Here is a 25,507-nt window from a genome sequence, read left to right on the forward strand (position 1 = left end):
TTGATCCGGCTGGCGATGATTTCTTACATCGAACATACAGGTTTTTGAAAAAAAATCTCCTTGGCCCCCGTTTGAAGGGACAAGGAGATTGCAGGCCTCGCCGATCCGCTAGATGGCATCCGCGAGAATTTCCGCGATGTCGCGTGTCTTTACTTGCTCTTCCAGCTCTTTCATTTTTACGCCGTCGTTCATCATCGTCAGGCAGTACGGACAAGCGCTGGCGATGGCTGTCGGTTTGACCTCGAGGGCCTGCTCGGTGCGGGCGACGTTTACCCGCGTTCCTTCGTGCTCCTCCATCCACATCAGGCCTCCGCCTGCTCCGCAGCACATGCTGTCGCAGCCGCTTCGCTTCATCTCTGCGATTTCGACGCCCGGGATGGCCTCCAGTATTTGGCGGGGCCTGTCGTAAATCTCGTTGTAGCGGCCCAGATAGCAGGAGTCGTGGTAGGTGATCCGCTCTTTCACTTCTTTTGTCGGCTTGAGGCGGCCTTCGCGCACCCATTCGGCGAGAAGCTCGGAATGGTGGTACACCTCGGCCTCCAGGCCAAATTCCGGGTATTCGTTTTTAAACGTATTGAACGCATGCGGGTCGCAGGTGACGATCTTTTTCACGCCGTACGCCTGGAACAGCGCGATGTTTTCCTGCGCCAGCTGCTGGAACAAAAATTCGTTTCCGATGCGGCGGGCCGTATCGCCGGAGTTTTTCTCCTCATTGCCGAGAATGGCAAATTTGACGCCTGCCTCATGCATCAGCTTGACGAACGCCTGGGAAATCTTTTGGCTGCGAATGTCAAAGGAGCCCATCGAGCCTACCCAGAACAGGTATTCAAATTCTTCCGTGTTTTGTACGGTAGGAACTTCATATTGCCCGTTCAAGCCTTCGATCCATTTCATCCGGTCCTTGCGGTTGATCCCCCATGGGTTGCCCTGCCGCTCGATGTTGTTCAAGGCGCGCTGGGCTTCCTGCGGCATGCTGCCCTCGGTCATGACCAGATAGCGCCGCATATCGATGATTTTATCTACGTGCTCGTTCATCACCGGGCACTGGTCCTCGCAGTTGCGGCAGGTGGTACAAGCCCACAGCTCCTGCTCGGTAATGACGTCGCCGATCAGGTTTTTGTCGTAGATCGAAGCTGCTGCCCCCTCCGAGGCTGCTGCCGCTTCGCCAGCCTGAAACGCCAGCTGGTTTGCTGTCGCATTGGCGAACGCGAAGCTCGGCATCCACGGTGTGCGGGAGGTTACAACTGCTCCTTTTTCCGTCAGGTGGTCGCGCATCTTGGTGATCAGATCCATCGGGGAGAGCATTTTACCCGTGCCGGAAGCGGGACACATATTGGTGCAGCGGCCGCACTCCACACAAGCGTACAAATCGATCAGCTGCGTCTGGGTAAAGTCTTCGATTTTGCCTACCCCGAATACTTCTTGCGTTTCGTCCTCAAAATCGATGCTCGACAGCTTGCCTGCCGGCCCCAGCTTTTTAAACCAGACGTTGACCGGAGCAAAAATCAAGTGGGCGTGCTTGGATTGCGGCACGTAAACGGCAAAGGCAAGCAGGATCAGCAGGTGCAGCCACCAGAATACGTAAAACAGTGCGGCAGCCGCTGTCTCCGAGATTCCCGCGAATATTGCCGCGATGGCGGACGAGATCGGAGCAAAGCCGGATGCTTCGTGACCGAGCCAAAGCTGCTCAAAGGCCAGCGACAGCAAAACGGTAGCCATCAAGGTAGAGATGAACAGAAGCACCAGGCCCGACTTGAAGCCGCGTTTCAAGCGCTTCAGTTTTTCGACGTAGCGGCGGTAGAAGGCGTAGCCGACTGCTGCCAGAATCAGAAACGCCGTGATCTCCTGCATCAGGCTGAAGTACTTGTGAGCGCTGCCAAACGGCAGCTCGAAGCCTTTGACCAGCCCCTTGACGATCAGCTCGATCGCCCCGAACTGCAGGATAATAAAGCCGTAAAACATGACGACGTGCATCACGCCGCTCTTCTTGTCCTTGAGCAGCTTTTTGTGAAAGACGACGTTTTCCAGCATCAGGTTGATGCGTGCGCCAAAGTCGTCCTTTACATCCGGCTTTTTCCCCAGTTTGATGAAGAGATACCGGCTGTACACCACATGGCATGCGAGGTACAAACCGTATGCGAGCACCAGAAAAAACGCGATGAGATTGATTAGAGCCAGCACGGTTCTCAGCTCCCCCTTTTTCGTGTTCGACTGTTGTTTTCTATCTTATCAGAACTGACAGAAAAAATGAATGACCATTCACTCATTATTTTTTCTTTCCTGAAACTTGTCCAGACTGAGCGTTCGTTCAGGATAGCGTATGCACTGATCTTAACACATATGCTGCTCTCTCGTCATCTCCCTTTCTCCGGACGAACCGTTCCAGATGATGGTCGTGGCAAAGAAAAATCGCCTTGGAGCAAGCGAGCTGGACGGCTTCGCTTTTCCAAGGCGGTCTTTTGTACAAGAGCGGGTCGGGATGCTTTTTTCCGCTCGGGGCTATATTTCATCAGTGTCCTGCTTCCGTTTGCCGATACTGGTTTTTTGATCGGAGCCTGTTTTAATCCTCCGACGCTTGCCTCTCAGCCCACGGGCTACTGCAATCTCTCGTAGTTTGTTTCTCTGTCACGGCCCGCTTGCAAACTCCCGACGTTTGTTTGGCCGTAGCGGCCCGCTTCAGTCCCCAGACGCCTGTTTCTCCGTCGTGGCCTGCTTTTTCTCGCGCTGCTCCTGCCGCACATCGGCCAACGACTTGACCTTGGTCGCCTTGATCCGCTTGTTGCGGGCGAGACCTGTCGGCTCCAGATTGTCGGCTTCGTCTTTCATCAGCGCTGCAATGCCGACCGCTTTTCCTTTGGCCGCCTTGCAGTATTCGCAGTTCTCCTCGTCGTGGGCGTGATACTTCTTCGGCTCCGGATAGGACGTGATCACACCCTCAAAGTTGCGCAGCACGACTTTGTCGGCCGACTGTGAAACGATGTAGTTCGGCATGACCGGAATTTTGCCGCCGCCGTGCGGAGCGTCCACGACAAAGGTCGGGACGGCATAACCGGATGTATGGCCGCGCAGATGCTCGATGATTTCGATCCCTTTGCTGACCGGCGCGCGGAAGTGGCCGATCCCCTCGGAGAGGTCGCACTGATAGATGTAGTACGGACGGACACGAATTTTCACCAGATCGTGCACGAGTTTTTTCATCGTGTTCGGACAGTCGTTGATTCCGGCCAGGATAACCGCCTGGTTGCCCAGCGGCACGCCTGCGTTCGCCAGCATTTCACAGGCCTGCTTGGCTTCCGGAGTAATCTCCTTGGGATGGTTGAAGTGCGTATTCAGCCAAACCGGATGGTATTTTTTCAGGATGTTGCACAGGTTTTCCGTGATGCGCTGCGGGAAAACGACCGGAGCCCGCGTACCGATGCGGATGATTTCCACATGCGGGATTGCCCGCAAATTGCTGATGATGTATTCCAGAATGCGGTCATTGATCAGAAGGCCGTCTCCGCCGGAGAGCAGCACGTCCCGCACTTCTGGCGTATTGCGGATATAGTCGATACAGGCGTCGAGCTGCTTCTTGGGAACACCCATGCCGATCTGGCCGGAGAACCGGCGGCGTGTACAGTAGCGGCAGTACATGGAGCACTGGTTGGTTACGAGAAACAGCACCCGATCAGGGTAGCGGTGAGTCAGCCCCGGCACCGGCGAGTCGGTATCCTCGTGGAGCGGGTCTTCCATATCGTATTTCGTCCGGACCATCTCGGAGGACAGCGGAACGGACTGCATCCGTACCGGGTCCTTCGGATCGTCTGGGTCCATCAGCATGGCGTAATAAGGGGTGATGTTGAGCGGAATGGTCTGGTTGGAGATGCGAACCCCTTCTTCTTCCTCCGGTGTCAGGTTGATCACTTGCTTCAATTCGTCCACGGTGCGAATGGTGTGGGTCAACTGCCACATCCAGTCGTTCCATTGTTCTTCCGTAACATCCTTCCACAATTCAATCTGGCGCCAGTCGCGCTTGGTGGCTACCGTCATGTCTGTCATCCCCTCTCATCGCGTGTCGATAACACGTGTTTCGCTCGACAAGTACGAGATGCAACACTCGTGCCAACCAAATCAAAAAATTCGGAAAATATGAAATACGCCTTAGTTATTGAACCAGCGATCCCTTACAAAACCGGGCTTTGCTGGCAATGCAATGAGTCTTTTCTTTTTGTTCTCCCAAGAGCCTGGACGGGTCTGCCCTCGTCTTTTCAGTCAATCTTGATGATCTCAACTGCCGAAAATTCGGCACTGGGACGATTGCTATCGATTCGCCCCGGATCGTTGCGACAGTTTGTACTGCAGCGTTTGGCGCGGAATCCCGAGCAATTTTGCTGCCCTCAGAATGTTCCCCTCCGTCTCTCGCATCGCCTGCTCGATCATCTGCTCTTCCACATCGCGGAGCACCTCCGGCAGGGAAAGCTGGCCGGTTTTCGGGACTAAACCCATACCCCGGGAGCTTTTTTCTGCGGGGAATAGAGCGATCCCGGACATCCTGTCGAGCAGATGGAGCGGCAAGTGCTCCGCTTCGATCAGATCGCCCTCCACCATGTTCATCGCCGCTTCGATCACGTGCTCCAGCTCGCGTACATTCCCGGGCCAGTCATATCTGGAAAACAGCGCGGATACTTCATCGCTTATCCCCTGCACCCGCATCTGGAATTTCTGATTGTACTTTTCGAGAAAATGACGTACCAGAAGGAAAACGTCCTCTCTGCGGTCACGGAGCGGCGGCAGCTCAAATGAAACGACATTGATCCGGTAGTACAGGTCTGTCCGCATCGCTCCCTTGCTGACCAGCGCCAGTGGCGGCTCATTGACGGCGGCAATTACCCTCACATCCACCCGGGTCGAATGGCTGCTGCCGATCCTGCGTATTTCCCCGTCCTGCAGTACGCGCAACAGCTTCGCCTGCAAATCGAGCGGCATGCTGTTCAGCTCATCGAGAAACAAAGTTCCTCCATCTGCCAGCTCGAACAATCCGGGCCTGTCATCTGCTCCGGTAAAGCTGCCTTTCACAGTCCCAAAAAGAAGACTCTCCAGCAGGGTAGCCGGGAGCGCCGCACAGTTTTGGGCAATAAACGGCTGGCTGCTTCGCGCAGATGCCTGATGAATCGACTGGACAAACAGTTCCTTGCCTGTCCCTGTCTCGCCATAGATCAACACAGGAGACGAGGTTCTCGCTGCCCGCCTTGCCCGATCGATCAGCTGCATCATCCGATCGTTGGCGGTCAAAATATCGGCAAAGTGAAAGGAGAGTCCGTCTCCGACGGCTTTCTGCCCCCGCTTTGCCTTTTTCGGCTTGCTGATTTTTGCCTGGAGATCCAGCAGCTTTTCCGAAAGCTCCTTGAGCTTCCCGATATCCTTGGCTACCTCCACCGCACCCACGAGCCGTTTGCCGACCCGGACCGGGAGCGTCGTATTGATCGTCTCCACTCTCACACCCCGCCAGTTGGTGTACGCCTGAGGCTTGTTGAAAATCGGCTCGCCGTTTGCAATCACTGTCAGCAGTGTGCTGGAGTGCCGATCAAGCGACGGGAAAACCTCAAGCAGCGGCTTGCCCAATACCTCTTCTGGTGTAAGCCCGTCCAGCTTTGCGGCGACGTGGTTGTAAAAAATCGAGATGCCATTGGCATCGACGACGTGAATTCCTTCATCAATAGCTCCCAAAATGGCCTGCAGCATTTCCACCGTTTCCGACATTGGCATCCGCCCGCATACCTCCTTTTACACAAGCTGCCAAAAAATCATCACTATGCCGAATATTCAGCACTTTATCGTTGGCGTTCAATCTGAGCCGCGACGACAATCGTATAGAGAACATGCCCGACGATCCAGATGAGAAACGCGACAAATGACATCGGTGTGCCGCTAAGCAGACTGAAGGGCAGGTAGGCCACCGTAAAAGCTAGTGCCCAATACAGCAGAAATCGAACTGTTGCACGACGATCGCGGGGGTAGAAATACGCCATGAAAAACACGACGACCACGCTGATCAGCAGGTGAATCAATAATTCGATGACGGATGGAAGCCCGGCCATTCCCGGCACATAGCTGACATCGATCAAGACGGCAAACGTGGATGTTCCAAACAGCCCATCGCACAAAGCCAGAAATGCTGCAAGAATCAGACCGGCGATCAAGCCGTTGACCAAGACAAAGGTCATTTTCTGTTCCCTCCTCTGCCGCAAGCTACCCCTATTGTACAGGAAGAAAGACCGCTCATGAAAGGGCGGTCTTCGTCATCAGCACGTGTCCGTCCGGTTTCTTGTTCATTGCCAGCTTATCTGCAGGGAAATTTCGTGGTCTCCCGCATATTGCTCGTTCAACCAGAGCTGGTAAGAGATTTGGATCACGGACGGTCGTTCATTTTCATCATTTCTTTTCATCTTGTACACATTGATTTCCATAGAGAAAATCCCGTGGGGACTGTGGTACGTCGTGCGGTCCGTTTCTCCCTTTTGAAACCGTTGCTTCGTCTGTATTGCCCCCTGCCGTAGGAGGGAGATGCTCTGCTGCGAAAATTTCCAGACGGTGTTGACCTCTCCGGCGCCCTCCATCTGTTCTTTATAGGTAAGATACCAGTCGCTTCCTTTTTGCGTGCAGCAACCAAGGTATTGATGGGTATCTTCTTGCCATTCATCGTACATTTTATGCCTGGATGTCAATTCAACTTGTACTTCTTGCATGTGCAGACGGTCCTCGCTTTCCGGACAGCTATTTCCTCGTCCATTCTACGCCCCGCGCTCTTTTGTTGCAACCATCGATTCCTCCTGCGGCAGTCTGAGCAGGTAGGGCATGGATACGCCAACTCCAACCGCTGCCAGCAGCAATAGCCCAGCCAGCACGAGATAGCCGACGCCCGCTCCCGTACTGTCGACCATAAAGGTGAACAGCCCGATCAGGAGCAGACGCATCGCCATCCCGGCAGAGTTGAAAAAGCTCATCACTCTGCCCATCACCTGTTTCGGCACTACGTTCATATAAAGCGTCTGGCGGACCAGCCGCACCGAAGCATTGCACCAGCCGAAAAATACGGAAGCAGCTACAAACCCCCACCCCTGCGCGATTGCTACCATCGCTATCGTCGCTATCGCAAACAGCAGCGTGTTGCCCACCATGGCAGACAGCTGACCCGTTTTTTTGACGATGACGGAGACGAGGAAGCCTGCTCCTACAGCGCCTATCGCATACGTGACTTCACCCATCGAGAAAATATCCACTTCCGCCCTCAAGGACTGATTGACGTAGACAGGAGCCAGCAGGTTGCTGGCCATGACCGCTATGAACGGCATCATGGCAGAGAGTCCGAAGATGAGAAAGCCGCGCTTGGAGCGGATGTACTCCCAGCTTTGATACAGTTGGCCGGTCCAGGAGACGCTGCTGTTCTTTTTCGCCTCTGCTTCCAGAGTAAAAGTATAGGACATCGTCGACATCAGCAGGTAGGCGATCAAATATGTAAGTGCATTGATTAAAAGGACGATGTGAAGGCCGAACAGGTTTAGCAAAAACCCCGCAAAGGCGCCAGCCAGTACGGTCGCAGTCTGTCCTTCCACCTCCAGCAGGCTGTTGATGTCGTTGTAGTGCCTGGGGGAAAAGCTTTCCTGCACCAATGCGGCCTGTGCGGGATAGTGAATTTGATACATCAGGGTGGTCACCAGATAGACGGTGATCAGCATCCATTCCGCATAGGAACCGTAAAATCCCCAGATGGCAAGAATTCCCAGGACGGTAAAGCCGATGGCATGCTCTGCCAGCATCATCCTCTTTCGGGACAACCGGTCGATCAACGTGCCGATATACGGTCCGATAAAGAACATCAGCACAGCGGAAGTGAACATGGTCGTTCCTAAAAGCTCGGCTGAGCCGGTGGACTCGACCAGGTACCAGGCGATACCGATCATGGTCATTCCTTGGCCGAATCCGGAAAACAGATTGGAGAAAAACAGCTTTTTGAATTCGCGGTTGCTGAATACCTCTTTCATGGCTGACAGCCCCTTTTTTCTTCGATCCTCTTTTTATCATAATAGCTAGAATATTCTATTTTGTAAATAAAAATGTTTATTATGTGAGCTGGTCTTGCTGAAAAGCTTCTTTATTCCGGCTTTGGGGGAGGAGATGAAAGAGGAGAAAAACGCTACAGGTTCGGTGGGACACCTGCTGGGGGTTTGACTGGCCGACTCCATTCCAAAAGTGGAACCGCGTCCAAAAGCAGCTCTTTCAGGGAGCGTCTCAGAGTTGGACGCTAAAGGCGTGTTCCACTTTTGGAACGAAGTCTTGGATGGTGTCCCAAAGACCTTCGCGTTTTTCTCCTCTTTCATCTCTACAGCTGCTTTCGTTTATAGGGGCTGGTTTTCATGAAGCCACAGGAGAAGGACCTTGGTTCCTTACGTTTTTATAATCAAATTAATATAATCGAAAACGCCTCCGGCAAAAAACCGAAGGCGTTTCTGGTTGACATCATGGATGAATCGCATCCATATGTTATCGCTTTGCTGTGATTCGCAGCAAAACTTTATTTGACGAAGCCCAAAATCAATTCGCGCAGGATTTTGGACGCGACGATTTGGGTCATTTCGCTGTGGTCGTAGACCGGTGCTACTTCGACCAGGTCGCAGCCGATGACGTTGGCTCCGTTTTTGGACATAAAGTGGATGGTGTCGAGCAGCTCGCGGGACGTAATGCCGCCCGCTTCTGTCGTTCCCGTTCCTGGCGCATGGGCAGGGTCCAGCACGTCGATGTCGATGGTCAGGTAGATCGGGCGGTTGCCGATGGTCGGCAGCACTTGCTTCACCGGTTCCAGGACATCGTATTTGTACAGGTGCATGTTTTCCTTGGCCCATTCGAATTCTTCCTTCATGCCGCTGCGGATGCCGAAGGAGTAGACGTTTTTCCCGCCGATGAGATCGCACGCCTTTTTGATCGGCGTAGAGTGGGAATACGGATAGCCCTCGTAGTGATCACGCAGGTCGGTATGGGCATCGAAGTGGAAAATGACCAGATCGGACTTGTACTTTTCGTAAACGGCTTGAAACACTGGCCAGGAGACCAGATGCTCGCCGCCGAGCCCGATCGGCATTTTGCCGTCTGCCAGCACTCTGCGGACAAACTCGCGAATCGCGTCGAGGCTTCCCTCGACATTGCCGAATGGCAGCGGAATATCGCCCGCATCAAAGTATTTTACGTCTTCCAGCAGCCTGTCCAGGTACGGGCTGTACTCTTCAAGGCCGATGGAGACCTCGCGAATGCGGCCTGGGCCAAAACGGGAGCCCGGACGGAAGCTCACTGTCCAGTCCATCGGCATGCCGTAGATGACTGCCTGGCTTTCCTCGTAGTTGGCGTGGCTGCGGATAAACACGTTGCCCGAGTATGCTTCGTCAAAACGCATGAATTCAGCCCTCCGTCCTTAGTCGCGAGTCAGCTCAGCCACGAAGTTAGGCAGCTTGAAAACAGCGTGGTGAATCTCCGCATTGTAGTATTTGGTGCCCAGATCCTTGATCTTGCTTGCGTCCACTTCCAGAGGATCATGCTGTTTGGAGCCGATCGTAAAGCTCCACAGACCGGATGGATAGGTCGGGATGCTGCACGTATACAGACGGGTCACAGGGAAAATGGAGCTGATATCTTTAAATACGCGCTTGATCAGGTCACGGTTGAACCATGGGGATTCTGTCTGAGCCACCATGATGCCGTCCGGTTTCAACGCGTCGTAAATGCCTTGATAAAAGCCTTTTTCAAACAAGCCTACTGCAGGGCCAACCGGTTCGGTCGAGTCGACCATGATGACGTCATATTCACCCTTGTGGTCGTGGATGTGCTTGATGCCGTCAATCACTTGCACGTCGACGCGCGGATTTCCGCTCAGTTCGCTTGCGATCTGCGGGAAGTACTTTTTGCTTGATTCAATAACACCGCCGTCGATTTCAGCCAACACGGCTTTTTCCACGGAAGGATGCTTGACGATTTCACGGATAGCTCCGCCGTCTCCTCCGCCTACGACCAGAACCTTCTTCGGGTTCGGGTGAGTATTGAGGGCCACGTGAGAGATCATCTCATGATAGACGAACTCATCCACGTCAGTAGTCATGACCATGCCGTCGAGCACCAGCATACGTCCGAATTGCTTGGTGTTAATAATGTCCAGCTGTTGAAAATCCGTTTTTTCGCTGTATAAGGTCTCGGTAATTTTTGTTGTAATACCGTGATTTTCCGTTTGTTTTTCGGTGTACCACAGTTCCATGTTCATGATTATGTACCCTCCTTTTAATAACCGCATTGGTTGAAAAAAGCGACCAAATCCGGGCCAGAGGCCGTTCTTGCCGTAATGGTCTACGACAGAAGCGAATGTTTCATAATTCGTATCTGCCAAGAAAATTATAGTAGCTGGCCCCCAAAATGCAAGATTTTTTTCAAAAACAATCATCCCCGGCAGGAAGCCAAGTTTATCCAGGTCCGTTTTTTCCCATACTAGATAGGAAAAACGATTCGTTTGTTTAGTATGCCCCGAAGAGCAAAATATTTTGGGAGGAAAGGACGAGATGTCATGGAAGTGATGCGGGAAGCTCCGCTGATCCGATACCTTCGCTTGGCAAAGAAATTCGTAAAATTTCTCATACTCAGCCTATTGTGCTGTTCGTTTGCTGCCCTGATGCTCATTCTGTACCTCCGCTCGCAGCCGCTGCCCGAGGTGTTCATCAATCAGACCACCACGATTTATGCGGAAAACGGCGAAGTCCTCGATACGCTGCATCGCGGGCAGAACCGGATCGTCGTACCGCTCAAGGAGATGGCGCCCTCGCTCGTCCAAGCGACAGTAGCCATCGAGGACCGCTCTTTTCACGATCATTACGGAATCGACTGGAAACGTTTGGCGCGCGCTGCCTATGTGGATGTCATCCATATGGAAAAGGTGCAGGGAGCCAGCACCATTACCCAGCAGCTGGCGCGAAATCTGTACCTGACGCTGGACAAGACCTGGGAGCGAAAAATCAAGGAAGCGCTCCTCGCCATCCAGCTTGAGCTCAATTACAGCAAGGACGAGATTCTGGAAATGTACATGAACCAGATTTACTACGGCCATTCGGCTTACGGCGCCCAGGCGGCAGCCCAGACGTATTTTGGCAAAAACGCCAAGGACCTGACATTGGCCGAAAGCTCCATGCTGGCCGGAATTCCGAAAGGTCCATCCTACTACTCCCCTTATGTAGATTTTGAAAAGGCCAAATCCCGCCAAAAGTTGATTCTGCAAGCGATGCAGCGCTCTGGATACATTACGGCGGAGCAGGCAGAGAAAGCCTTTGCCGAACCGATCAAGCTGAAGGACCGGGCTCAGGAAAAAGCGGTTGAACAAGCCCCCTATTTTCTTGACTACCTGGCAAGTCTGGTCAAAAACAGATACGGGATTGATGAGGAAACCTTTATTCACGGAGGCTTGAAGATTTACACGACACTTGATCCGGCGATGCAAAAGAAAGCCGAGGAAATCATCGCCGCCACCTTGCCCAAGGACAACCCGGACTTGCAGGTCGCCCTGGTAGCCATGGACCCCAAAACCGGACACGTCAAAGCGATGGTCGGCGGGAGAGATTATCAAAAAAGCCAGTACAACCGGGTTCTTGGAAAACGTCAGCCAGGCTCTTCCTTCAAACCGATTCTGTATCTGGCTGCCCTGCAAAACGGGTATACGCCGCTGACGATGATGAAAAGCGAGCCGACCGTCTTTACGTACGACAAGGTCAAGCAGTATATCCCGCGCAACTTCGGAGAGCGCTACGCTCACGACTTTATCAGCATGAGGGAAGCGATCAAAACCTCTGACAATATTTACGCTGTCAAGACGATCGACCATTTGACGCCGCAAAAGGTGGTCGAGCAAGCGAAAAGCCTCGGAATATCCAGTCCGCTTCAAGCGGTTCCTTCCCTGGCACTGGGCACGTCACTGGTTTCGCCTTTTGAGCTGAATGCAGCATACGCTGCGTTTGCCAACAAGGGCGAGTATGTAAAGCCGATCGCGATCACGCGCATTGAGGACAGCCAAGGGAACATTCTCGTGGAAGAAAAAACGGAAAGAACCCGGGTCGCTGATCCTGTCGCATCCGCGCTGCTCACCAACATGATGCAAAGCGTGTTTGAACGGGGCGGCACCGGTTACCGCGTCGCCAACATACTCAACCGCCCGGTGGCGGGCAAGACCGGCTCGACCGATTATGACGCGTGGTTGAGCGGCTTTACCCCTCAGCTCGTCAGCACGGTCTGGGTAGGCTATGACCAAAATCGCAAGGTAGATGACGTAAAGGAAGGCTATCTTTCCAAAAAGATCTGGGCCGAATTCATGGAAAAAGCACTGCAGGATCAACCGCCTGCCTTGTTTGAAATGCCCGCTGGGGTCGTTTCGGTCTATATTGATTCCAAATCGGGGAAACTGGCCACGGAACACTGTCCCGACCCACAGCTTTATTACTTTGCCAAAGGGACGGAGCCGCAGGAGTTCTGTACAGATCACCTTCCGCCAAACGAATCCCCGACTCCGCTCTCGCCTCCCGATTCGCCTTCCTTCTGGCAGCGAATGGGCAGTTGGTGGAGCCCGTCACAGTGATAGGGGAAGCTGCCGGTTTTTCAAAAAAAAGGGCCACACCTCATGCAGAACATCTGCAAGGGTTTGGCCCTTTTTGCTACTGTAACGTTGGCCGGGCAGCTTCGCCCTCTCCGGCCGTCTGTTCGCCGCCACCGACCACGCCATTTCCGTCCGTAAACAGGTGGTCGTTGTAAATGGTGATCATTCCGGCTTTTTCTAATTGATCCAGCACCTCAAACAGACTCTCCCGTTTACCGGCTGGCAATCGACCGATAAAGGTATTGATCTGCTGCGGAGAAACATGCGAGCGAAAATGGACGCCGCCATGTCGTACAAAGTGATCGTGTTCACCTTGTGTTCGGGTATGATCGGTCAACCGAAACGCCCCCTTGCTTCGACAATTTGGCCGTGCACAGTTAGTTTGTTTCGTATCCCTCGGGCGGATGCCCTGAAAATATTGTGTGAGCGCCTTCAAAAAAAGACAAACAGGGAAAGAGTGACGGCTCTCTCCCTGTTTGCTAACCTAGTGTAAATGTATACAGCTATGGAATTAAGTTTACCTGACTTCAATATTACTAACAATTGATTTCCTCATTTGTTCACATACCGTTCAAGATTTCCAACTCAGGCCAATCCTTCCTTTAACTCTGCGGAAGAATTGTTCCACATTTCTTCATTGTGCTCGATCAGCATCTTTTTCAATGCTGCTTTTTCTTTTTCGTTCAATTCAGAGACCATGATCCGCCGCTTCATGGAGTAGTCCATCCGATTGACGTGGTCCGCCAAAATCTTGTAGCCACGGCGCGCTTCCCGATCAATTTCCATATAGCATGCCGTTACGCCTGCATAATACGGACCTGCTTCATTGCGGTCTACCGTTACCCATACGACCCAGTAAGGCTTTCCGTTCGGAACCTCTTCCTTGTTCGTCGTCCATTTGATGCCTTTTTCAACGGAGCTTTTGGCATGAAGCGCTCCCATATCAATATAGGCTTCGTCCCCGTCGATAATCACAGACGATACGGCAGACAAGTCAAGGACGCCCTGACCATAACCGCCATGCACGTCAGTTTTGCCGCTGACGATCGTAAATCCGCCCTTTTTGCTATCAAAAATATCCATGCGTAACACCTCTTTGCTCACAGACTCTTGAGGATATTCTACCCCGAAACCACGCTGCACGCAATTTGTCCGCTTGCCCTGCTTTGACGGGCAGCACATTGCCACAGAACATTTACGTTCATACATCGGGCTCAGGAGGGGCACATTATGCTTATGCAACTGCATTGAAGGAGAATTACGCGATGACCGAAATGAACAATACGCAATCCCATGATCATCCAAGAGAACGCGATATCGAATTGAATAGACAACGCCAGCTGCAGGAGCCTTATCCTGCCGCAGCCAGAGCGGTAGACCAAATCGTTGCGGAAAAACGCGCTGAATCCCCACCTGGAGCCGGGCTCTCGAATGCTCCGGAAGAATTGGCGGGAATGGGCGACGGACTGGAAACGGATATCCCCTCCAATTACCAGGCCAGCTTTGGCCGATTGCCGAAGAGTCAATCCAGTTTCTCTGTAAAAAGAGACCCCGGGAGATTGTAGATTCAGCTTTGGAAAAGTCTCAAAATGAAACAGTCAGAAAGCGGAAGAGTACGAAAGCAGATTCGTACGAAAGTGGAACAGTACGAAAGTGGAACAGTACGAAAGTGGAACAGTACGAAAGCAAATCAGTACACGAAATCAATTCAGTACGAAAACAGTGGGCCGCCGTTTTACAGTAGGCGGCCATGCTACTTTTTAACAGGATCAATTGATCCCTTCCTGGATAATTCCTTTTACCCGCCTGTTTCTTTTTGGTTTTGGAAGGCTTTGACTGCTTTCTGGATTTGCCAAATAAGCAGTTGTACATTCCACGCGGTGTTGATGGCCAGAACAAGACTAAATTCCCAATCCAAAACAATCCACCCTTCCTTTGGACGGGCAAGCTCGTAGAACAAGAATGAAAGAGGCAAAGCTACGAAAATATTGATTAACGCTCTTGTTTTGAAAATGATCGTCGAAAAACCGCATATGGTTAATACTAATAACGGAATTCCGGTTGACCAGCCATAAATGATCGGACCTAAGACAAGGATAAAAAAGTAATCCAAATTTGCCCTCTCCTCCATTTTTAACGATTACTTTTATGTTTCACGCTTTAAAGCGTCTTCCTCATTTTTATCATCTTCTTCGTATTCCGCTTCCTCATTCACTTCTTCATCGTCAGAATTTTCATTCCCCTTTGATGAGTATGTGTCTATTAAAAAGGGAGAGACTTCCATGCCATTGCGCAATTGCAAACGGTCTTCGAACACCAACGGTTCCAAATCCAACACATGGATGACAACGATATTTCCGTGATACTCTACCTGAAGATTCTCCCAGTGTTCCTTTTTATCTGCTAAGATCGTCATTGTTTGTCCCGACTTTGTAAATGTAATCTCAGGAAACTCGCCATCCTCCCGTGAGATAATATAGTACAGATAATCCGGCTTCTGCGGTTTCTTTCTAAGGCCTGCCTGTATTTTTTCTACGCCTTTCAACAACTGGACAACTTGTTCAATTACCAGCGGGTCCTTGGGCAAAGCTGCATGGGCTGCCACTGCGTAAAACTTTTTAGCAATATCGCTTTGACCGTATTCGGCGCTTATATAGGGCACTGTTCCATCTCCTTCTCCACTATCATAAAAGGGCTTTAGAATATTTCTGCTTGTATTGTATTCGTAGCCAAGCAAAGTTTTTTGTCCGGTTCCAATAATGGAGTATTGCTGGACCCTCAATGTCCTCTTGTCCCATTTATTGTGTAGTGCCTCGGCCTGACGAACCAATGGGGTATAAGCAATCTTGACACGGCTGTCAGTCACCATGTCTTCATAGGTAAAGCTGTAAATCGGGTCTCTTTTTAAAACGATCGCCTTGTCAAAGTAAGTCGGTGATGGCAGCAGCTCGTAGACAGCGGGGGCATATTCTGCAATCACCCTCCCTGTTTCTTCGTGTAAAAAAGGCACTCCGAAGTTATACCCGAATTGGATGGCCTGATAAGCTCGAGGTGAGCCTAAAAAGGGGGTGCCCATATAAATGATTCGTTTTACCTTCGGCTGATAGGAAGCGTTTGATAGCAAGGTTTCTCTTGCCAACAGACCACCCATGCTATGGGCAACCAATTGAACCTGGCTTGCGCCTGACGCCTTTAGGGCCTCATCGATTTTTTCCTTCAGATATTTGGCATTGTCCTTGTTGCTGTAACGCCAATCATAGGGCATCGCAAACATGGTAATGTTTTTTCTGTATCCTTCTGATTCCAGACGTTTAACCATGCTGGCGTACTGCTCCGTCTCTTCCTTCACTTTATCAACTGGAAAGTAAGACAAATATTCAATCGCACGAAATCCCCCGTCTTCTTTCTCCGGGTAAACGGTAAATCCTTTGTTGAGGGACTCTACCTCGACACTGTTTTTCGCCACTGGCTTCAAGGGAAGATACATGCGATGGCGTGGATCGCGAATTCCAAAAACGATGTTATCCAGTGAAAGCCATGCTTCTAAGGTCAGCCTTTTTTCCTTTGCTTCCAGCCTTGATCCGCCAATCCCCGGAATCAAAATGACGGGGATCGTATTGCTGGTCACCTTCAAATGGTAGGAGTGATTCTTGAAGCCGGAGGTGCGGCTGGCAGCAACTTTCAGGTAGTATGTGCCGGGGTCTGCGTTAAACAAAATCTCCTCGTCCTTATTCTTCGGCCTGTCCGAAAACGCGATCTGCTTGTTGTCGCTGTCGAACAGGTACAGGTCCAAATCCATGCCCTCGGGAATATCCCAAAGCTTCGCTTCAATTGTTGAAGCCAGGTCTAAAGTAAGCTTGTAATAGTCAACATCACTTCGGTCATGGAGATTTGCAATGATTTCGCCATTATCAAGGGGATGTGCGTCTTTTATCGTGTTATTCGGCTCATACTCGTCCGGCTTGCCTTCCTCGCCAGTGTAAAAATCGCCCCGCAACAAGTAATAGCTCGAACGGTCAAACGTTCCATTATTCCCCATTATTTGAACATAGTACAATCGGTTTTTCTCAACTGCAATCTCCTCGACCTTTTGATCGGCCTGCCCTGGTTTGGTGGATCTCCCAATTTCCCTTTTCTCATCATCGAATACAAACAAGTGATAGTTCGCATTGGATGGCACCTGAGTCAATGAAAATGTTAGCGTCCCGTCTTTGGCAGGCTTGATCTTCCACGTATCAATATCGTCGCCAGTCGAAATTCTCCCGTGGGCATTTTTCCCCGCAAACATCCAGTCCGCTTTGGCAAACGTATCGTTCCGTTCCACCTCAAAGGTAGCTGGCACCCTGCGCAACGCGGATTCACTCGGTTTTTTCTTTCCTGCAAATCGGCGTTGGAAATCTTCATCCGCCTCCTCCAACTCTGCCTGTTCCAGCAGCTCCTCTCCGTCCGCATTTTCCCCGTCTAGGTTCGGCGGCGCTTCAGGCATATCAGCGGTCTCATCTACATCTGTCTCGTCTCTTACATCTGTCTCGTCTCTTACATCTGTCTCATTGCTTACATCCGTATCTCCCGGTACATCAGGTATTTGGGGCACCTCAGAGCCATCCTGATCCGGGTCCGATTCAACGCCATCCCCTGCTGTCTCCTGCGGCGGATGGTCCGCCTCGGCTTCTGCGACAGTCCCAGTGTCTTCATTCCAGCCAACGGGTTGACCCATCCTTTCTTTGGCTATACCGGCTGGAACAATACTGGAAAGCAAAAAGACCACCATGACCAATATGCTCGCGATCCTGATTCGCTTATTCACATAAAACCCCCCTAGCTTGTTCTTCTTCCACCGTAGGAAAAGACAGATAGGGGGTGCAAATATATTTGCCTATCGAGTTGTGTGATTGCGGATTCCCTGACGCTCCCAAGCATTTGCTGTCACGGCAAATGGCACACGATAATCGGTCAGTTCATGACCTTGGCCATTCTGTTTGTTCGGAAACGCGAATCCCTTTACGACACCAAAGCGGAACTGCACTGAGAAATGAACAGCGTAAGTGGAATCCTTTTTAAACCCTTTTTGCTTGTCTCCCATCAAGGGAGTATCGACCCCCATTTCCCGCACTCCCAATTTGGGAACGGCATAAGACGGCCCCTGCCACCAAATCGGTGTTGTCTTTTTCAGCGAAAGGGTCGATTGGAGCGTCGTGTTCCGGAGCCCCGTTTCGGAGATCCAGGATTGCGCCGCTGCAATGTCGGGATAGAGTGCGCTGACTGGGTGGCGATGGCGAGGTTCCAGCACGACATGGGTCAAAATTCGTTCGCCAGCGTAAAAGTCATCCGGCTTATTCGCCGGATAGCGGTCCCGCGCGGTGTACTCCTGCCACTCGCTTGTATGGCGGAGTACCCCTTTGGCATTTGGCTCAAATACCCCAAATTGACGCTCACTGCCTTTTACCGTTATGGTGTAGCGCCCCGACATGCTTTGATGCACGGTATTGGACTGGCAGGTCTCCTCTCCTTCTTCTCCGTCCTCCCCTGCGCTTTTGGCACAACGGTCGTACGAGAGGGCAAATTGCACATTGTAGTCCATCGTGATGACAAATCCGTTGATTTCGGCTTTGTATTTCATCGGGTTCAGAACCTGTCTCCAAGTCGTTTCTGTCGGCACAGTCGTACCGGTGTACAAGTAATCGCCGCCCATTGAGGAGCTGCTCACCTTCCATTCCTGAGGCGTCCCTGGACCCGATACTTTCAGATCGAGCTGCGCCGGGCTATACACCGCCAGGCTCTTTGCATCAGCAATGTACCCAGGGCTGACTGTTACACTTGCATTCTTGATTCCTTCCCCGCTGGCTGATTGCAGCAGCTGCGACTTGTATGTCTCGATATTCTGATTGATTTCCCGTTTTACTTGATCAAAGCCTTGATTAATCCTGGTTTGGTCAATGACGACGCGAATCTTCGCCGGCTCTCTCTCCCAGACCCCATCCACATTGACCTGCAGTCTCTGCAGTTGGCGGCCATCACTGTCATAGATGTCGAGTCCAATTTCACCGCCATCGAAGTCTCCTCCTCCAACCGGCGGATTCGGTATCTCCGGTTCTTTCGGCCCGTTGCCCCCGCCTTCATCACCTGTTACCTTTACGGGCCAAACTGCGCGGTTATCCGGCCAAATGGTCTCGTTATCAGGTTTGTCTTTATCCGGGTTGATATGGGCGATAAAATCCTCCGATTTTTGCGGATATTTGGTTGGAACGGTAATCTTCCGCACCTCTCCGGGTTTAAACTTGGCCACGTCCAGCATTGTTGCTTTGTCTGAGCTTTCCCAGCGGACGGCCAGCTTGGTATCGTGTTCCTGCTTGCCGTCATTCTTCACATCAAAGGTTATCGTCGCATCTGATCCGGCTGCTTGCGGATCAGCAGGGGTTATCTTGAAGCTGCTTTTTACGATGAGCAGGTTTTCTCCCTCGGGTTTTGGCGGCCCTTCCCCGATCTGTACAAAGAAAAAGCCATCACAATCCGCTGCTGTGCGATCCTCTGCATAAAATTCAACCTTGTACAATCCGGAAAGAGGAAAATAACCATCTGTGGCCGGGTCCATCGGAAAGATGATTTTTTGCTGGTATCTTGCATTCGTTGAATCGGAAAGCCATTTCCCATCGCGTTTTCGCTCCCAGGAACGTTTGTCTGGATCGAAATAATAGGTAACAAAGTCTATCTTTTCATCAGCAAAGAGTGTAAAGGAATGCCAGGGATCGGTCCATTGCTCCGGACTCATTTCCAGCGTCTCGCCGCGTTTAACCGGCTTGCTCCAAACAACGTCATCATCGCCGTATTTGCCGCCCGCTATCTTTGCTGTAAGAATGTAGCATCTTCTATCAGACAGAATCGGGAAGGTCATTTCTACGACACAATCTCTGTCACTTATGAAGACTAGTGTTACATCATCCCCGGCGTCAATCGTTTTCGGTAAGATCAACCGGAACCTTTCATTTGCTGCAAGCTTGCCAGACAGCGGTTTGTTCCTGTCCTCCTCTTTTATAAACCAAGAACCAGCGACATCGGCAGAAATATCCGTATGGGTATCGTACCCGTCCCCTGTAGCGGTCAGATTGGAGAAATAGAGATACTTCAAACCACTGTAGAGATTCTCTCCTGCCGGTGAATAATAGCTCGGAGGCTCACCATAAGCTTTAAATCCTATGCGTTTTTGTTCGTCGATCGTACAACTTGTATCCTTTACTTTGATTGTAATCGTCCACTCACATTCTGGGCGCTTTTCAAAGTCTGTTCGCTTTAGTTCCAAGGACAGCTTGTACGTTTTCCCGCGTTCCAGGGGAATGTCATAGCTTCTATCCGGACCTCGGTAAGGCAAGGAAACATGATCGGAGACATACGGACGCACGCGGCCATTGTCTCCCTCATCCAACGGGATTACCCTTTCTCGGCCATCAGGCATCGTAACATTCCACGTAGTATGAAACGGTTGCGTTTCACCGCCGCTATCTTTGTATGAAGCTACAAATTTCAGACTTTCTCCGGGCATAACTTCAATGACTCCACCCCTTGGAATGGCGTCTCCATTCACTTTGACGATGGGACAGCTATCGTACTTGTCGTTTGGAGAACCAGCATAAAACTGCTTGTCCCAGCATAGCGTACCGTCGTCGCTTACGTATTTCACTGTAAAGGAGCCTGATGAGGGAACGTACATGATCCCCACCTTCCTGTTGTTCCCGGAGCCTATTTGCATCGGGGTGCCGTTGTAGGAAAAGGTGCCGGGCTTTGATGCGGTGAAGACGACCCTTGCATCTCTTTCAATGCGTTCCGTATCTCCTCCGCTCGGTACACCCTGCCGTTCCGTATCGTTTTTCTCTCCTTCGATTCGTATTTCCATGGTCGTTTTTTTGCAACCGGTTGGTGGTGGATCTGGGTCTTTGCCCCCGCCATTGTCCTCACCGGGAGGCGGTGGTACCTCGCCAACAACAAAAGGTGCTGCATAAGCAACACCTTGTCCGTCTACCGCGGGAGCATTTATTGTATTTCTTGCATGGGTATCTGTGAATAGGATTCGTGCTTCATAGTTTCCAGCTTTAGTGGGTACCCATGTTTTCTGTGGAAAGTTTACAGATTGGCCGCTGCCGTTTCCTTCCCCACTAATCGGATACTCTGTAATCGCCTCAGAGAATGCCTTTTCGGTCTGCCCTGTATCCAGATTGTAGATGTAATAGTTTAAGACTTTTAATCCGCGATTGTAGATACTGTAGTCTTTTCCTTGGGCAGTTATCGTAACAGTTTGTCCGACTTCATATTTTGTCTTGTCGGTTTTGATACTTCCATCGGGGCGCTGGGTTGTGGTGAAGCTGGTTACCCCGACGTAGACTCCTTTCTCATGGCTCTGGGCTGCACGGTAACTATAAGGATTTCCCCTTCCACCGGACATTTCTGCTACTTTAGAAAGGAGGTATCCAGTATACTCTCGTCCTCCCCCTTCAGTAATACTTCCACCATAAAGTCCATTGTTGCTAGTCATGAAGGAGGGATTGCCGTTAAAGAGTCTCGCCCAGTCTCGCGCTTCGTCTAAATCGACAATTGGATATCCGTTATCTACTTTCGTCGATGCTTTTGAATAGTTGGCTACCTTACCCGTTCCATTTGTAGCTCCAGAATATCGTACGTCGGCTATAGTGAGGGACATATACTCCCTAAGGCCGAAACCGTTAACAAAGCTTTCATCGCTATCCCTAATCGCATAATGCTCATCTATCCACCCAGGAATTCTACCGTAAGTGTTTGGCGTAAACGTGTTGGCACCTACCGTAGGAGTGAAAAGAAAAGTGTTAAATGCACATACAATAACACAAAGTGTTGTTAGTACCCTACTCAGGAATGTTTTATGCAATTTATCACCTACTATTTTCCCGCTCGAGAGTACGAAAATCTCGATAAAGGTAACTAGCTAATGACTTTGCTTCTCCCTGAAACTTAACTGTCAGCCTGATATATTCTACCTCACTAGCACTGAATGAGATATTCCCGGAATATATCGAAGAAACCTTTCCATCCTTAAATTGTACGTAAAGTCGAATATCATACCCCTTGCCCGATGGCACAGTTCCACGTAATATTCCCCCAGAAACCTTTAAGGAGTTATGAAATCTTGTAGCGATCTTCTCTCCTTCTTGAATACTCAAAAAGTCTGTATGCAGCACATAAAGAGCTGCTGCCTGTTCACCCCTACTTAGAGTTCCAAGAGCATCATACCGTGTGGTAGAAACTCCATTTGGAAATGCCCCCAATTTGCCAGAAATCCAGTGAGAATCTACCGCATCAGTAATATAGTACTGGGGATTCCGCTGGTACCCTTTACGCAAACTCTTCCAGGCATTGACCATCAATCTGCTAGCTTCCTCTCGATTCATAACTTTATTTGGATTGATCTCAACACCATCAAGAATTCCATCACGCTTTGCACGTTCATAGTAAACTTTCGCCCAATGATTTTCAGGTAATTCTTGTACAGGCTCACCCGAAGTCAACCCCTTAACATTTACCAGACCTGCAACCAAATCCGCCTGAGTAATCGGTTTGTCAGGCTGAAAACTCCCATCCGGAAAAAGCCACATCAATTTATTTTTCACAACATAATCAATCGCATCGCGATGTGGATGATTCTGATAATCACTTAGCTTGGCCGGTACTTGGGCTGCATTGGTTACCGGCACAAGAGCGGATAATCCTGCACCAATTGTCAGGACCAAAACAATTGCGCTTGAAAAAAGTTTATAGAATCGCTTCAAGACACATCCTCCTTTTTCGCCATCTTCCCACACCTTTCTACCTTCCAATTATGGTATAAGTTACCTGTATAAGCAATCAAGAAGAATATGCGTCCATCTGCTTCTGAATAAACCGGTCAAGCACTTCCCCGGAAACATCCCCCTCCAGTTTATCCACTACCTTCCCATCCTTCACAATAAACACCGTAGGCGTAACCTCCGCACCCAGCTTTTCCGCCTCATCCAGCTCTTTTGGATTATGGATGTCGAGCCTTTCTACCCGCCAGCCAGAAGAAATATCCTGCACAGCTTCATCGAATTTAGGGGCGAATGTGGTGCAATATCCGCAACTGTCGCTGTACACGTACACGACCCTCCCTTGCTCCGCTCCCATCGTGACAGACATGAGAGCTGCGGCGAACATGCACCCGAGCACAAAGGTTATCCCCCAAATCCAGCGCCAGTTCTTTCCTCGCTGCTTGTATCCTGTCTTCATGAGGGTTCCCTCCCGAACAAGCTTTATAGTGTGTGTTGCTAACACTGTAATGGCGATATGCGTTTGTCAAAGAACGGTGAGTCCATTATGCCGTTTTCTCCTGGGACAAAAAAAAGCCGGTCATCTGACCGGCTGGTTGGCGAAAGGTACCGCAGCAGGCGCTAAAAACCCCGCTGCGCAAAACGTATTCATCATGGAAACAAGAAAGATGATTGCATTTTTTCCAACACAAAAAAACTATATCAACGGGGTATGACCAGCTTTCGTCAGCTCGCGGAGCTCTTCGATAAAAGCCAACCCCTTTTGAATCTCCTCTTCGGTATAGCGCTGTTTGCTCTTAAAGGTAAAAATCTTCGCTTTCATTTCTTCATAGGGAAGATGATTGAAGTAAAGGATGGTCGAGACCAGCTCAAGAAAACGGGAGTTCTCCTCGTTCATCCGCCGGATTGCTTGCTCGCCCAGTCCGAAATCGACTTCGTGAAAACGCAAAAAATCACGCCCGGTGTCATTCAGCGTATACCGGTACATGTGAATGGCCCCTTTGGTCTCCACCTGCTCGTCCAGAAGTCCCATGTTGCACAGCTCGTCCACGCGCAAGGTCAGCTCCTCCGAGTAAGGACCGTACATATGAAACTCGAACCGCTCATCGAAGTCCATATCCAGATGTTTCGCTATGTACACCATCTTTTGCAGCTTTTTGCGACCGCTCACTTCGCCCACGGTCTCGATTAAACGTATGATTTTGGCGTGACGCCTAAGCATCCTCCATCACTCCCAGACGATCTCGTATCTTTCCGGAGAGCTCCTCCGGCAATGCCATAACCTTGTCCATAGGAAAATACAGCTTGTAGTCAAACCGGCGTTTGCCGCTGATCGCCTGCACGATCTCCGACTTCTCCGACAGCTCGGTCAGCTCGCCTGAAGGCATTACCAGCATGATCGGAATCCGCTCTTCATCTTCGCCAGCACGGTAAAAATCATACGGAAGATCGGAGGTCGTGTCCACTTCCAAATAATAGGCCGGATCAATATCCGCAGACTGGAACAGCTCTTTCAAGTCTGCCAGCAAGCGGAAATCTCTTGGGTTATATTCGACGTATTTAAAGAGATTCCTGTCGAGAAAACGGGCGCATAAATCTTTCAGAACGGCATCATTTTCATTGCGCCAGAGCTGCATGTAAAAGAGAATGACCGACTCATCGAGGGACAAATAATCGGCAAGCTCTACTTGTTCATTTAGAAACGGCAGCAGGAGAGTCGGCTCCTGACGGAAGGGAAAGCCTTGCAGAAACAGCTCTTTCGCACGCTGAAAAATTTTGCGCAGAACCACTTCCGCACTGCGCGTCACCGGATGAAAATAAACCTGCCAGTACATCTGATAGCGGGACATGATGTAGTCTTCGACGGCGTGCATGCCGCTGTACTTAAAGACAATTCCGTCTTCGCCCGGACGCATGACGCGAAGAATCCGCTCGATCTCGAAATTGCCGTAATTCACGCCCGTGTAATACGCGTCGCGCAGCAAATAATCCATCCGGTCAGCGTCGATCTGGCTGGAAATCAGACTGACGATCAGCTTGTTGTCGTAAGTCTTGGCGATAACCTCAGCCACCCGTTTCGGAAAATCTTCACCCATGCGCTTCAGTATCCGGTTGATCTGGGTATCACCCTGCAGGATCGCCCTTGTCCAATCCTCATGATGATAGCGGAATACTTTTTCAAACGAATGGGAAAACGGCCCGTGCCCCACGTCGTGAAGCAGAGCAGCACAGAGACAAAGCAGCTTTTCTTCATAGGAGAGATGGATTCTCCCCTCGAACGTCTCCAGGATGCGGCGCATGATCTCATAGACGCCAAGCGAATGATTGAAGCGGCTGTGCTCACCGCCATGAAAGGTAAAAAAGCTCGTACCAAGCTGCCGGATGCGACGCAGACGCTGGAATTCCGCCGAATTGATCAAATCCCAGATCAGCTTGTCCCGTACATGTACATAGCTGTGCACCGGGTCTTTAAACACTTTTTCTTCGTCTAAAAGCTGGGGCTGTTTCAATCTGGTCACTCTCCCTTCCGGCTCGAAAAATTTCCTGGTTAAGTGGGGCCGCGTTCAAAAAGTCCGGGAAAACCAGGCCGTTTCAGTTCAAGGCACGGCAGACCCCAGCAGCGGAGCACAGGTGCGGCTGTGTATGCTGAGCCTGTATGTGCGGAGCGCAGGTGAAGCTGTATATGCAGATGCTATGTATACGCGGATGGGTGGACAACAGCTTTTTCGGACGTGCGCCTCTCCCACATACGTCGCGGCATTACATGACAGTAGTCGGACCACATCATAAATTCGCAGCTTGCTTTTCCCGGACTTTTTGAACATCCTCTATCGGGATTATATCATATGCCTTGGGATGAAAATAACAGGCTTTGCCATTGCTATTTTCCCTTCGACATCCAGCGAGCTATGTACTTGTGTGCCTTCATTCGGGGAGGCTCGCGTTTGAAAGAGAAACGGACTTCTGTCCCTTAGGAGCAGAAGCCCGCCGCAAAGTGATAAAAGCATCTTTGCTGTATTCGGTACTTGTTTGTTTTCGGTACTAGTGTATT

The 25,507-nt window shown here is 50.8% G+C and carries 20 protein-coding genes; 3 read left to right on the forward strand and 17 right to left on the reverse strand.

The genetic code is table 11. The features are described from left to right. Window positions 1-108 precede the first annotated feature (108 nt). From NSQ24_RS24360 to NSQ24_RS24385, 6 genes are all read right to left on the reverse strand, one after another. Window positions 109-2,181: a heterodisulfide reductase-related iron-sulfur binding cluster gene (locus NSQ24_RS24360; RefSeq protein WP_003388474.1), complete on the reverse strand. Its 2,073-nt coding sequence runs from the start codon at window positions 2,179-2,181 to the stop codon at window positions 109-111. A gap of 495 nt (window positions 2,182-2,676) precedes the next feature. Further along, a complete protein-coding gene (gene ablA, locus NSQ24_RS24365) occupies window positions 2,677-4,029 on the reverse strand; it encodes a lysine 2,3-aminomutase (protein WP_081924368.1) in 1,353 nt (450 codons plus the stop codon). 270 nt (window positions 4,030-4,299) lie between these two features. Beyond that, window positions 4,300-5,745 (reverse strand): sigma-54-dependent Fis family transcriptional regulator, encoded by a 1,446-nt coding sequence (locus NSQ24_RS24370; protein WP_003388476.1) that lies wholly within the window; start codon window positions 5,743-5,745, stop codon window positions 4,300-4,302. A gap of 65 nt (window positions 5,746-5,810) precedes the next feature. Beyond that, window positions 5,811-6,203, reverse strand: coding sequence for a hypothetical protein (locus tag NSQ24_RS24375; RefSeq protein ID WP_003388477.1), 393 nt, complete (start codon window positions 6,201-6,203; stop codon window positions 5,811-5,813). Between the two features lie 105 nt (window positions 6,204-6,308). Beyond that, window positions 6,309-6,725 (reverse strand): DUF1934 domain-containing protein, encoded by a 417-nt coding sequence (locus tag NSQ24_RS24380; protein WP_003388478.1) that lies wholly within the window; start codon window positions 6,723-6,725, stop codon window positions 6,309-6,311. 45 nt (window positions 6,726-6,770) lie between these two features. Continuing rightward, the gene (locus tag NSQ24_RS24385; RefSeq protein ID WP_003388479.1) at window positions 6,771-8,021 is read right to left on the reverse strand and encodes an MFS transporter; all 1,251 of its coding nucleotides are present in this window, start codon (window positions 8,019-8,021) and stop codon (window positions 6,771-6,773) included. A gap of 372 nt (window positions 8,022-8,393) precedes the next feature. Between NSQ24_RS24385 and NSQ24_RS24390 the strand changes: the two genes are divergently transcribed. After that, complete coding sequence (locus NSQ24_RS24390; protein ID WP_279041660.1) at window positions 8,394-8,537, forward strand: hypothetical protein; 144 nt, start codon at window positions 8,394-8,396, stop codon at window positions 8,535-8,537. 14 nt (window positions 8,538-8,551) lie between these two features. Here the strand turns inward: NSQ24_RS24390 and speB are convergent, their stop codons facing one another. Continuing rightward, window positions 8,552-9,424 carry an agmatinase gene (gene speB, locus NSQ24_RS24395; RefSeq protein ID WP_039071513.1) on the reverse strand — a complete coding sequence of 291 codons (873 nt, stop codon included), beginning with the start codon at window positions 9,422-9,424 and terminating at the stop codon, window positions 8,552-8,554. A gap of 18 nt (window positions 9,425-9,442) precedes the next feature. Beyond that, complete coding sequence (gene speE / locus NSQ24_RS24400) at window positions 9,443-10,276, reverse strand: polyamine aminopropyltransferase (RefSeq protein WP_003388481.1); 834 nt, start codon at window positions 10,274-10,276, stop codon at window positions 9,443-9,445. 303 nt (window positions 10,277-10,579) lie between these two features. Here speE and NSQ24_RS24405 point away from each other — a divergent pair, with 303 nt between their 5' ends. Then, the gene (locus NSQ24_RS24405) at window positions 10,580-12,631 is read left to right on the forward strand and encodes a penicillin-binding protein 1A (RefSeq protein ID WP_003388482.1); all 2,052 of its coding nucleotides are present in this window, start codon (window positions 10,580-10,582) and stop codon (window positions 12,629-12,631) included. 76 nt (window positions 12,632-12,707) lie between these two features. Here the strand turns inward: NSQ24_RS24405 and NSQ24_RS24410 are convergent, their stop codons facing one another. Both NSQ24_RS24410 and NSQ24_RS24415 read right to left on the reverse strand, forming a co-directional pair. Next, the gene (locus NSQ24_RS24410; RefSeq protein WP_003388483.1) at window positions 12,708-12,986 is read right to left on the reverse strand and encodes a hypothetical protein; all 279 of its coding nucleotides are present in this window, start codon (window positions 12,984-12,986) and stop codon (window positions 12,708-12,710) included. Window positions 12,987-13,234: 248 nt separating this feature from the next. Continuing rightward, window positions 13,235-13,732, reverse strand: a complete 498-nt coding sequence (locus NSQ24_RS24415) for a YwhD family protein (protein ID WP_003388484.1) — start codon at window positions 13,730-13,732, stop codon at window positions 13,235-13,237. 182 nt (window positions 13,733-13,914) lie between these two features. On the opposite strand from NSQ24_RS24415, the gene NSQ24_RS24420 reads away from it, so the two are divergent. After that, window positions 13,915-14,214, forward strand: a complete 300-nt coding sequence (locus tag NSQ24_RS24420; RefSeq protein WP_003388486.1) for a hypothetical protein — start codon at window positions 13,915-13,917, stop codon at window positions 14,212-14,214. A 233-nt stretch (window positions 14,215-14,447) separates the two neighbouring features. Here NSQ24_RS24420 and NSQ24_RS24425 read toward each other — a convergent pair whose 3' ends face one another. The 7 genes from NSQ24_RS24425 to NSQ24_RS24455 all read right to left on the reverse strand — a co-directional run bounded on the left by NSQ24_RS24425 (window position 14,448) and on the right by NSQ24_RS24455 (window position 24,965). Beyond that, the gene (locus NSQ24_RS24425; RefSeq protein WP_039071036.1) at window positions 14,448-14,762 is read right to left on the reverse strand and encodes a hypothetical protein; all 315 of its coding nucleotides are present in this window, start codon (window positions 14,760-14,762) and stop codon (window positions 14,448-14,450) included. A 33-nt stretch (window positions 14,763-14,795) separates the two neighbouring features. Then, window positions 14,796-17,066 (reverse strand): pre-peptidase C-terminal domain-containing protein, encoded by a 2,271-nt coding sequence (locus tag NSQ24_RS24430; RefSeq protein ID WP_327955674.1) that lies wholly within the window; start codon window positions 17,064-17,066, stop codon window positions 14,796-14,798. Between the two features lie 459 nt (window positions 17,067-17,525). Next, window positions 17,526-21,542 (reverse strand): ABC transporter permease, encoded by a 4,017-nt coding sequence (locus NSQ24_RS24435; RefSeq protein ID WP_339166792.1) that lies wholly within the window; start codon window positions 21,540-21,542, stop codon window positions 17,526-17,528. A 4-nt stretch (window positions 21,543-21,546) separates the two neighbouring features. Beyond that, window positions 21,547-22,440: an S-layer homology domain-containing protein gene (locus tag NSQ24_RS24440; RefSeq protein WP_339166794.1), complete on the reverse strand. Its 894-nt coding sequence runs from the start codon at window positions 22,438-22,440 to the stop codon at window positions 21,547-21,549. A 76-nt stretch (window positions 22,441-22,516) separates the two neighbouring features. After that, complete coding sequence (locus NSQ24_RS24445; protein WP_003388494.1) at window positions 22,517-22,915, reverse strand: thioredoxin family protein; 399 nt, start codon at window positions 22,913-22,915, stop codon at window positions 22,517-22,519. Between the two features lie 237 nt (window positions 22,916-23,152). Further along, a complete protein-coding gene (locus NSQ24_RS24450; RefSeq protein ID WP_003388495.1) occupies window positions 23,153-23,677 on the reverse strand; it encodes a hypothetical protein in 525 nt (174 codons plus the stop codon). Continuing rightward, window positions 23,670-24,965, reverse strand: a complete 1,296-nt coding sequence (locus NSQ24_RS24455) for an HD domain-containing protein (RefSeq protein ID WP_003388496.1) — start codon at window positions 24,963-24,965, stop codon at window positions 23,670-23,672. The genes NSQ24_RS24450 and NSQ24_RS24455 overlap by 8 nt, the downstream gene beginning before the upstream one ends. Between the last annotated feature and the right edge of the window lie 542 nt (window positions 24,966-25,507).

It is taken from the genome of Brevibacillus sp. FSL L8-0520 (assembly GCF_037963895.1).
In the GTDB taxonomy this organism is placed as follows: domain Bacteria; phylum Bacillota; class Bacilli; order Brevibacillales; family Brevibacillaceae; genus Brevibacillus; species Brevibacillus borstelensis.

What these genes read in the sequence shown, in the direction of transcription:
- NSQ24_RS24415 (WP_003388484.1), bottom strand. Translation starts at nt 13,732, where the DNA reads ATGGATATTTTTGATAGCAAAAAGGGCGGATTTACGATCGTCAGCGGC.
- NSQ24_RS24420 (WP_003388486.1), top strand. Translation starts at nt 13,915, where the DNA reads ATGACCGAAATGAACAATACGCAATCCCATGATCATCCAAGAGAACGC.
- NSQ24_RS24385 (WP_003388479.1), bottom strand. Translation starts at nt 8,021, where the DNA reads ATGAAAGAGGTATTCAGCAACCGCGAATTCAAAAAGCTGTTTTTCTCC.
- NSQ24_RS24380 (WP_003388478.1), bottom strand. Translation starts at nt 6,725, where the DNA reads ATGCAAGAAGTACAAGTTGAATTGACATCCAGGCATAAAATGTACGAT.
- NSQ24_RS24445 (WP_003388494.1), bottom strand. Translation starts at nt 22,915, where the DNA reads ATGAAGACAGGATACAAGCAGCGAGGAAAGAACTGGCGCTGGATTTGG.
- NSQ24_RS24405 (WP_003388482.1), top strand. Translation starts at nt 10,580, where the DNA reads ATGGAAGTGATGCGGGAAGCTCCGCTGATCCGATACCTTCGCTTGGCA.
- NSQ24_RS24450 (WP_003388495.1), bottom strand. Translation starts at nt 23,677, where the DNA reads ATGCTTAGGCGTCACGCCAAAATCATACGTTTAATCGAGACCGTGGGC.
- NSQ24_RS24370 (WP_003388476.1), bottom strand. Translation starts at nt 5,745, where the DNA reads ATGCCAATGTCGGAAACGGTGGAAATGCTGCAGGCCATTTTGGGAGCT.
- NSQ24_RS24390 (WP_279041660.1), top strand. Translation starts at nt 8,394, where the DNA reads ATGAAGCCACAGGAGAAGGACCTTGGTTCCTTACGTTTTTATAATCAA.
- NSQ24_RS24375 (WP_003388477.1), bottom strand. Translation starts at nt 6,203, where the DNA reads ATGACCTTTGTCTTGGTCAACGGCTTGATCGCCGGTCTGATTCTTGCA.
- speB (WP_039071513.1), bottom strand. Translation starts at nt 9,424, where the DNA reads ATGCGTTTTGACGAAGCATACTCGGGCAACGTGTTTATCCGCAGCCAC.
- speE (WP_003388481.1), bottom strand. Translation starts at nt 10,276, where the DNA reads ATGGAACTGTGGTACACCGAAAAACAAACGGAAAATCACGGTATTACA.
- ablA (WP_081924368.1), bottom strand. Translation starts at nt 4,029, where the DNA reads ATGACGGTAGCCACCAAGCGCGACTGGCGCCAGATTGAATTGTGGAAG.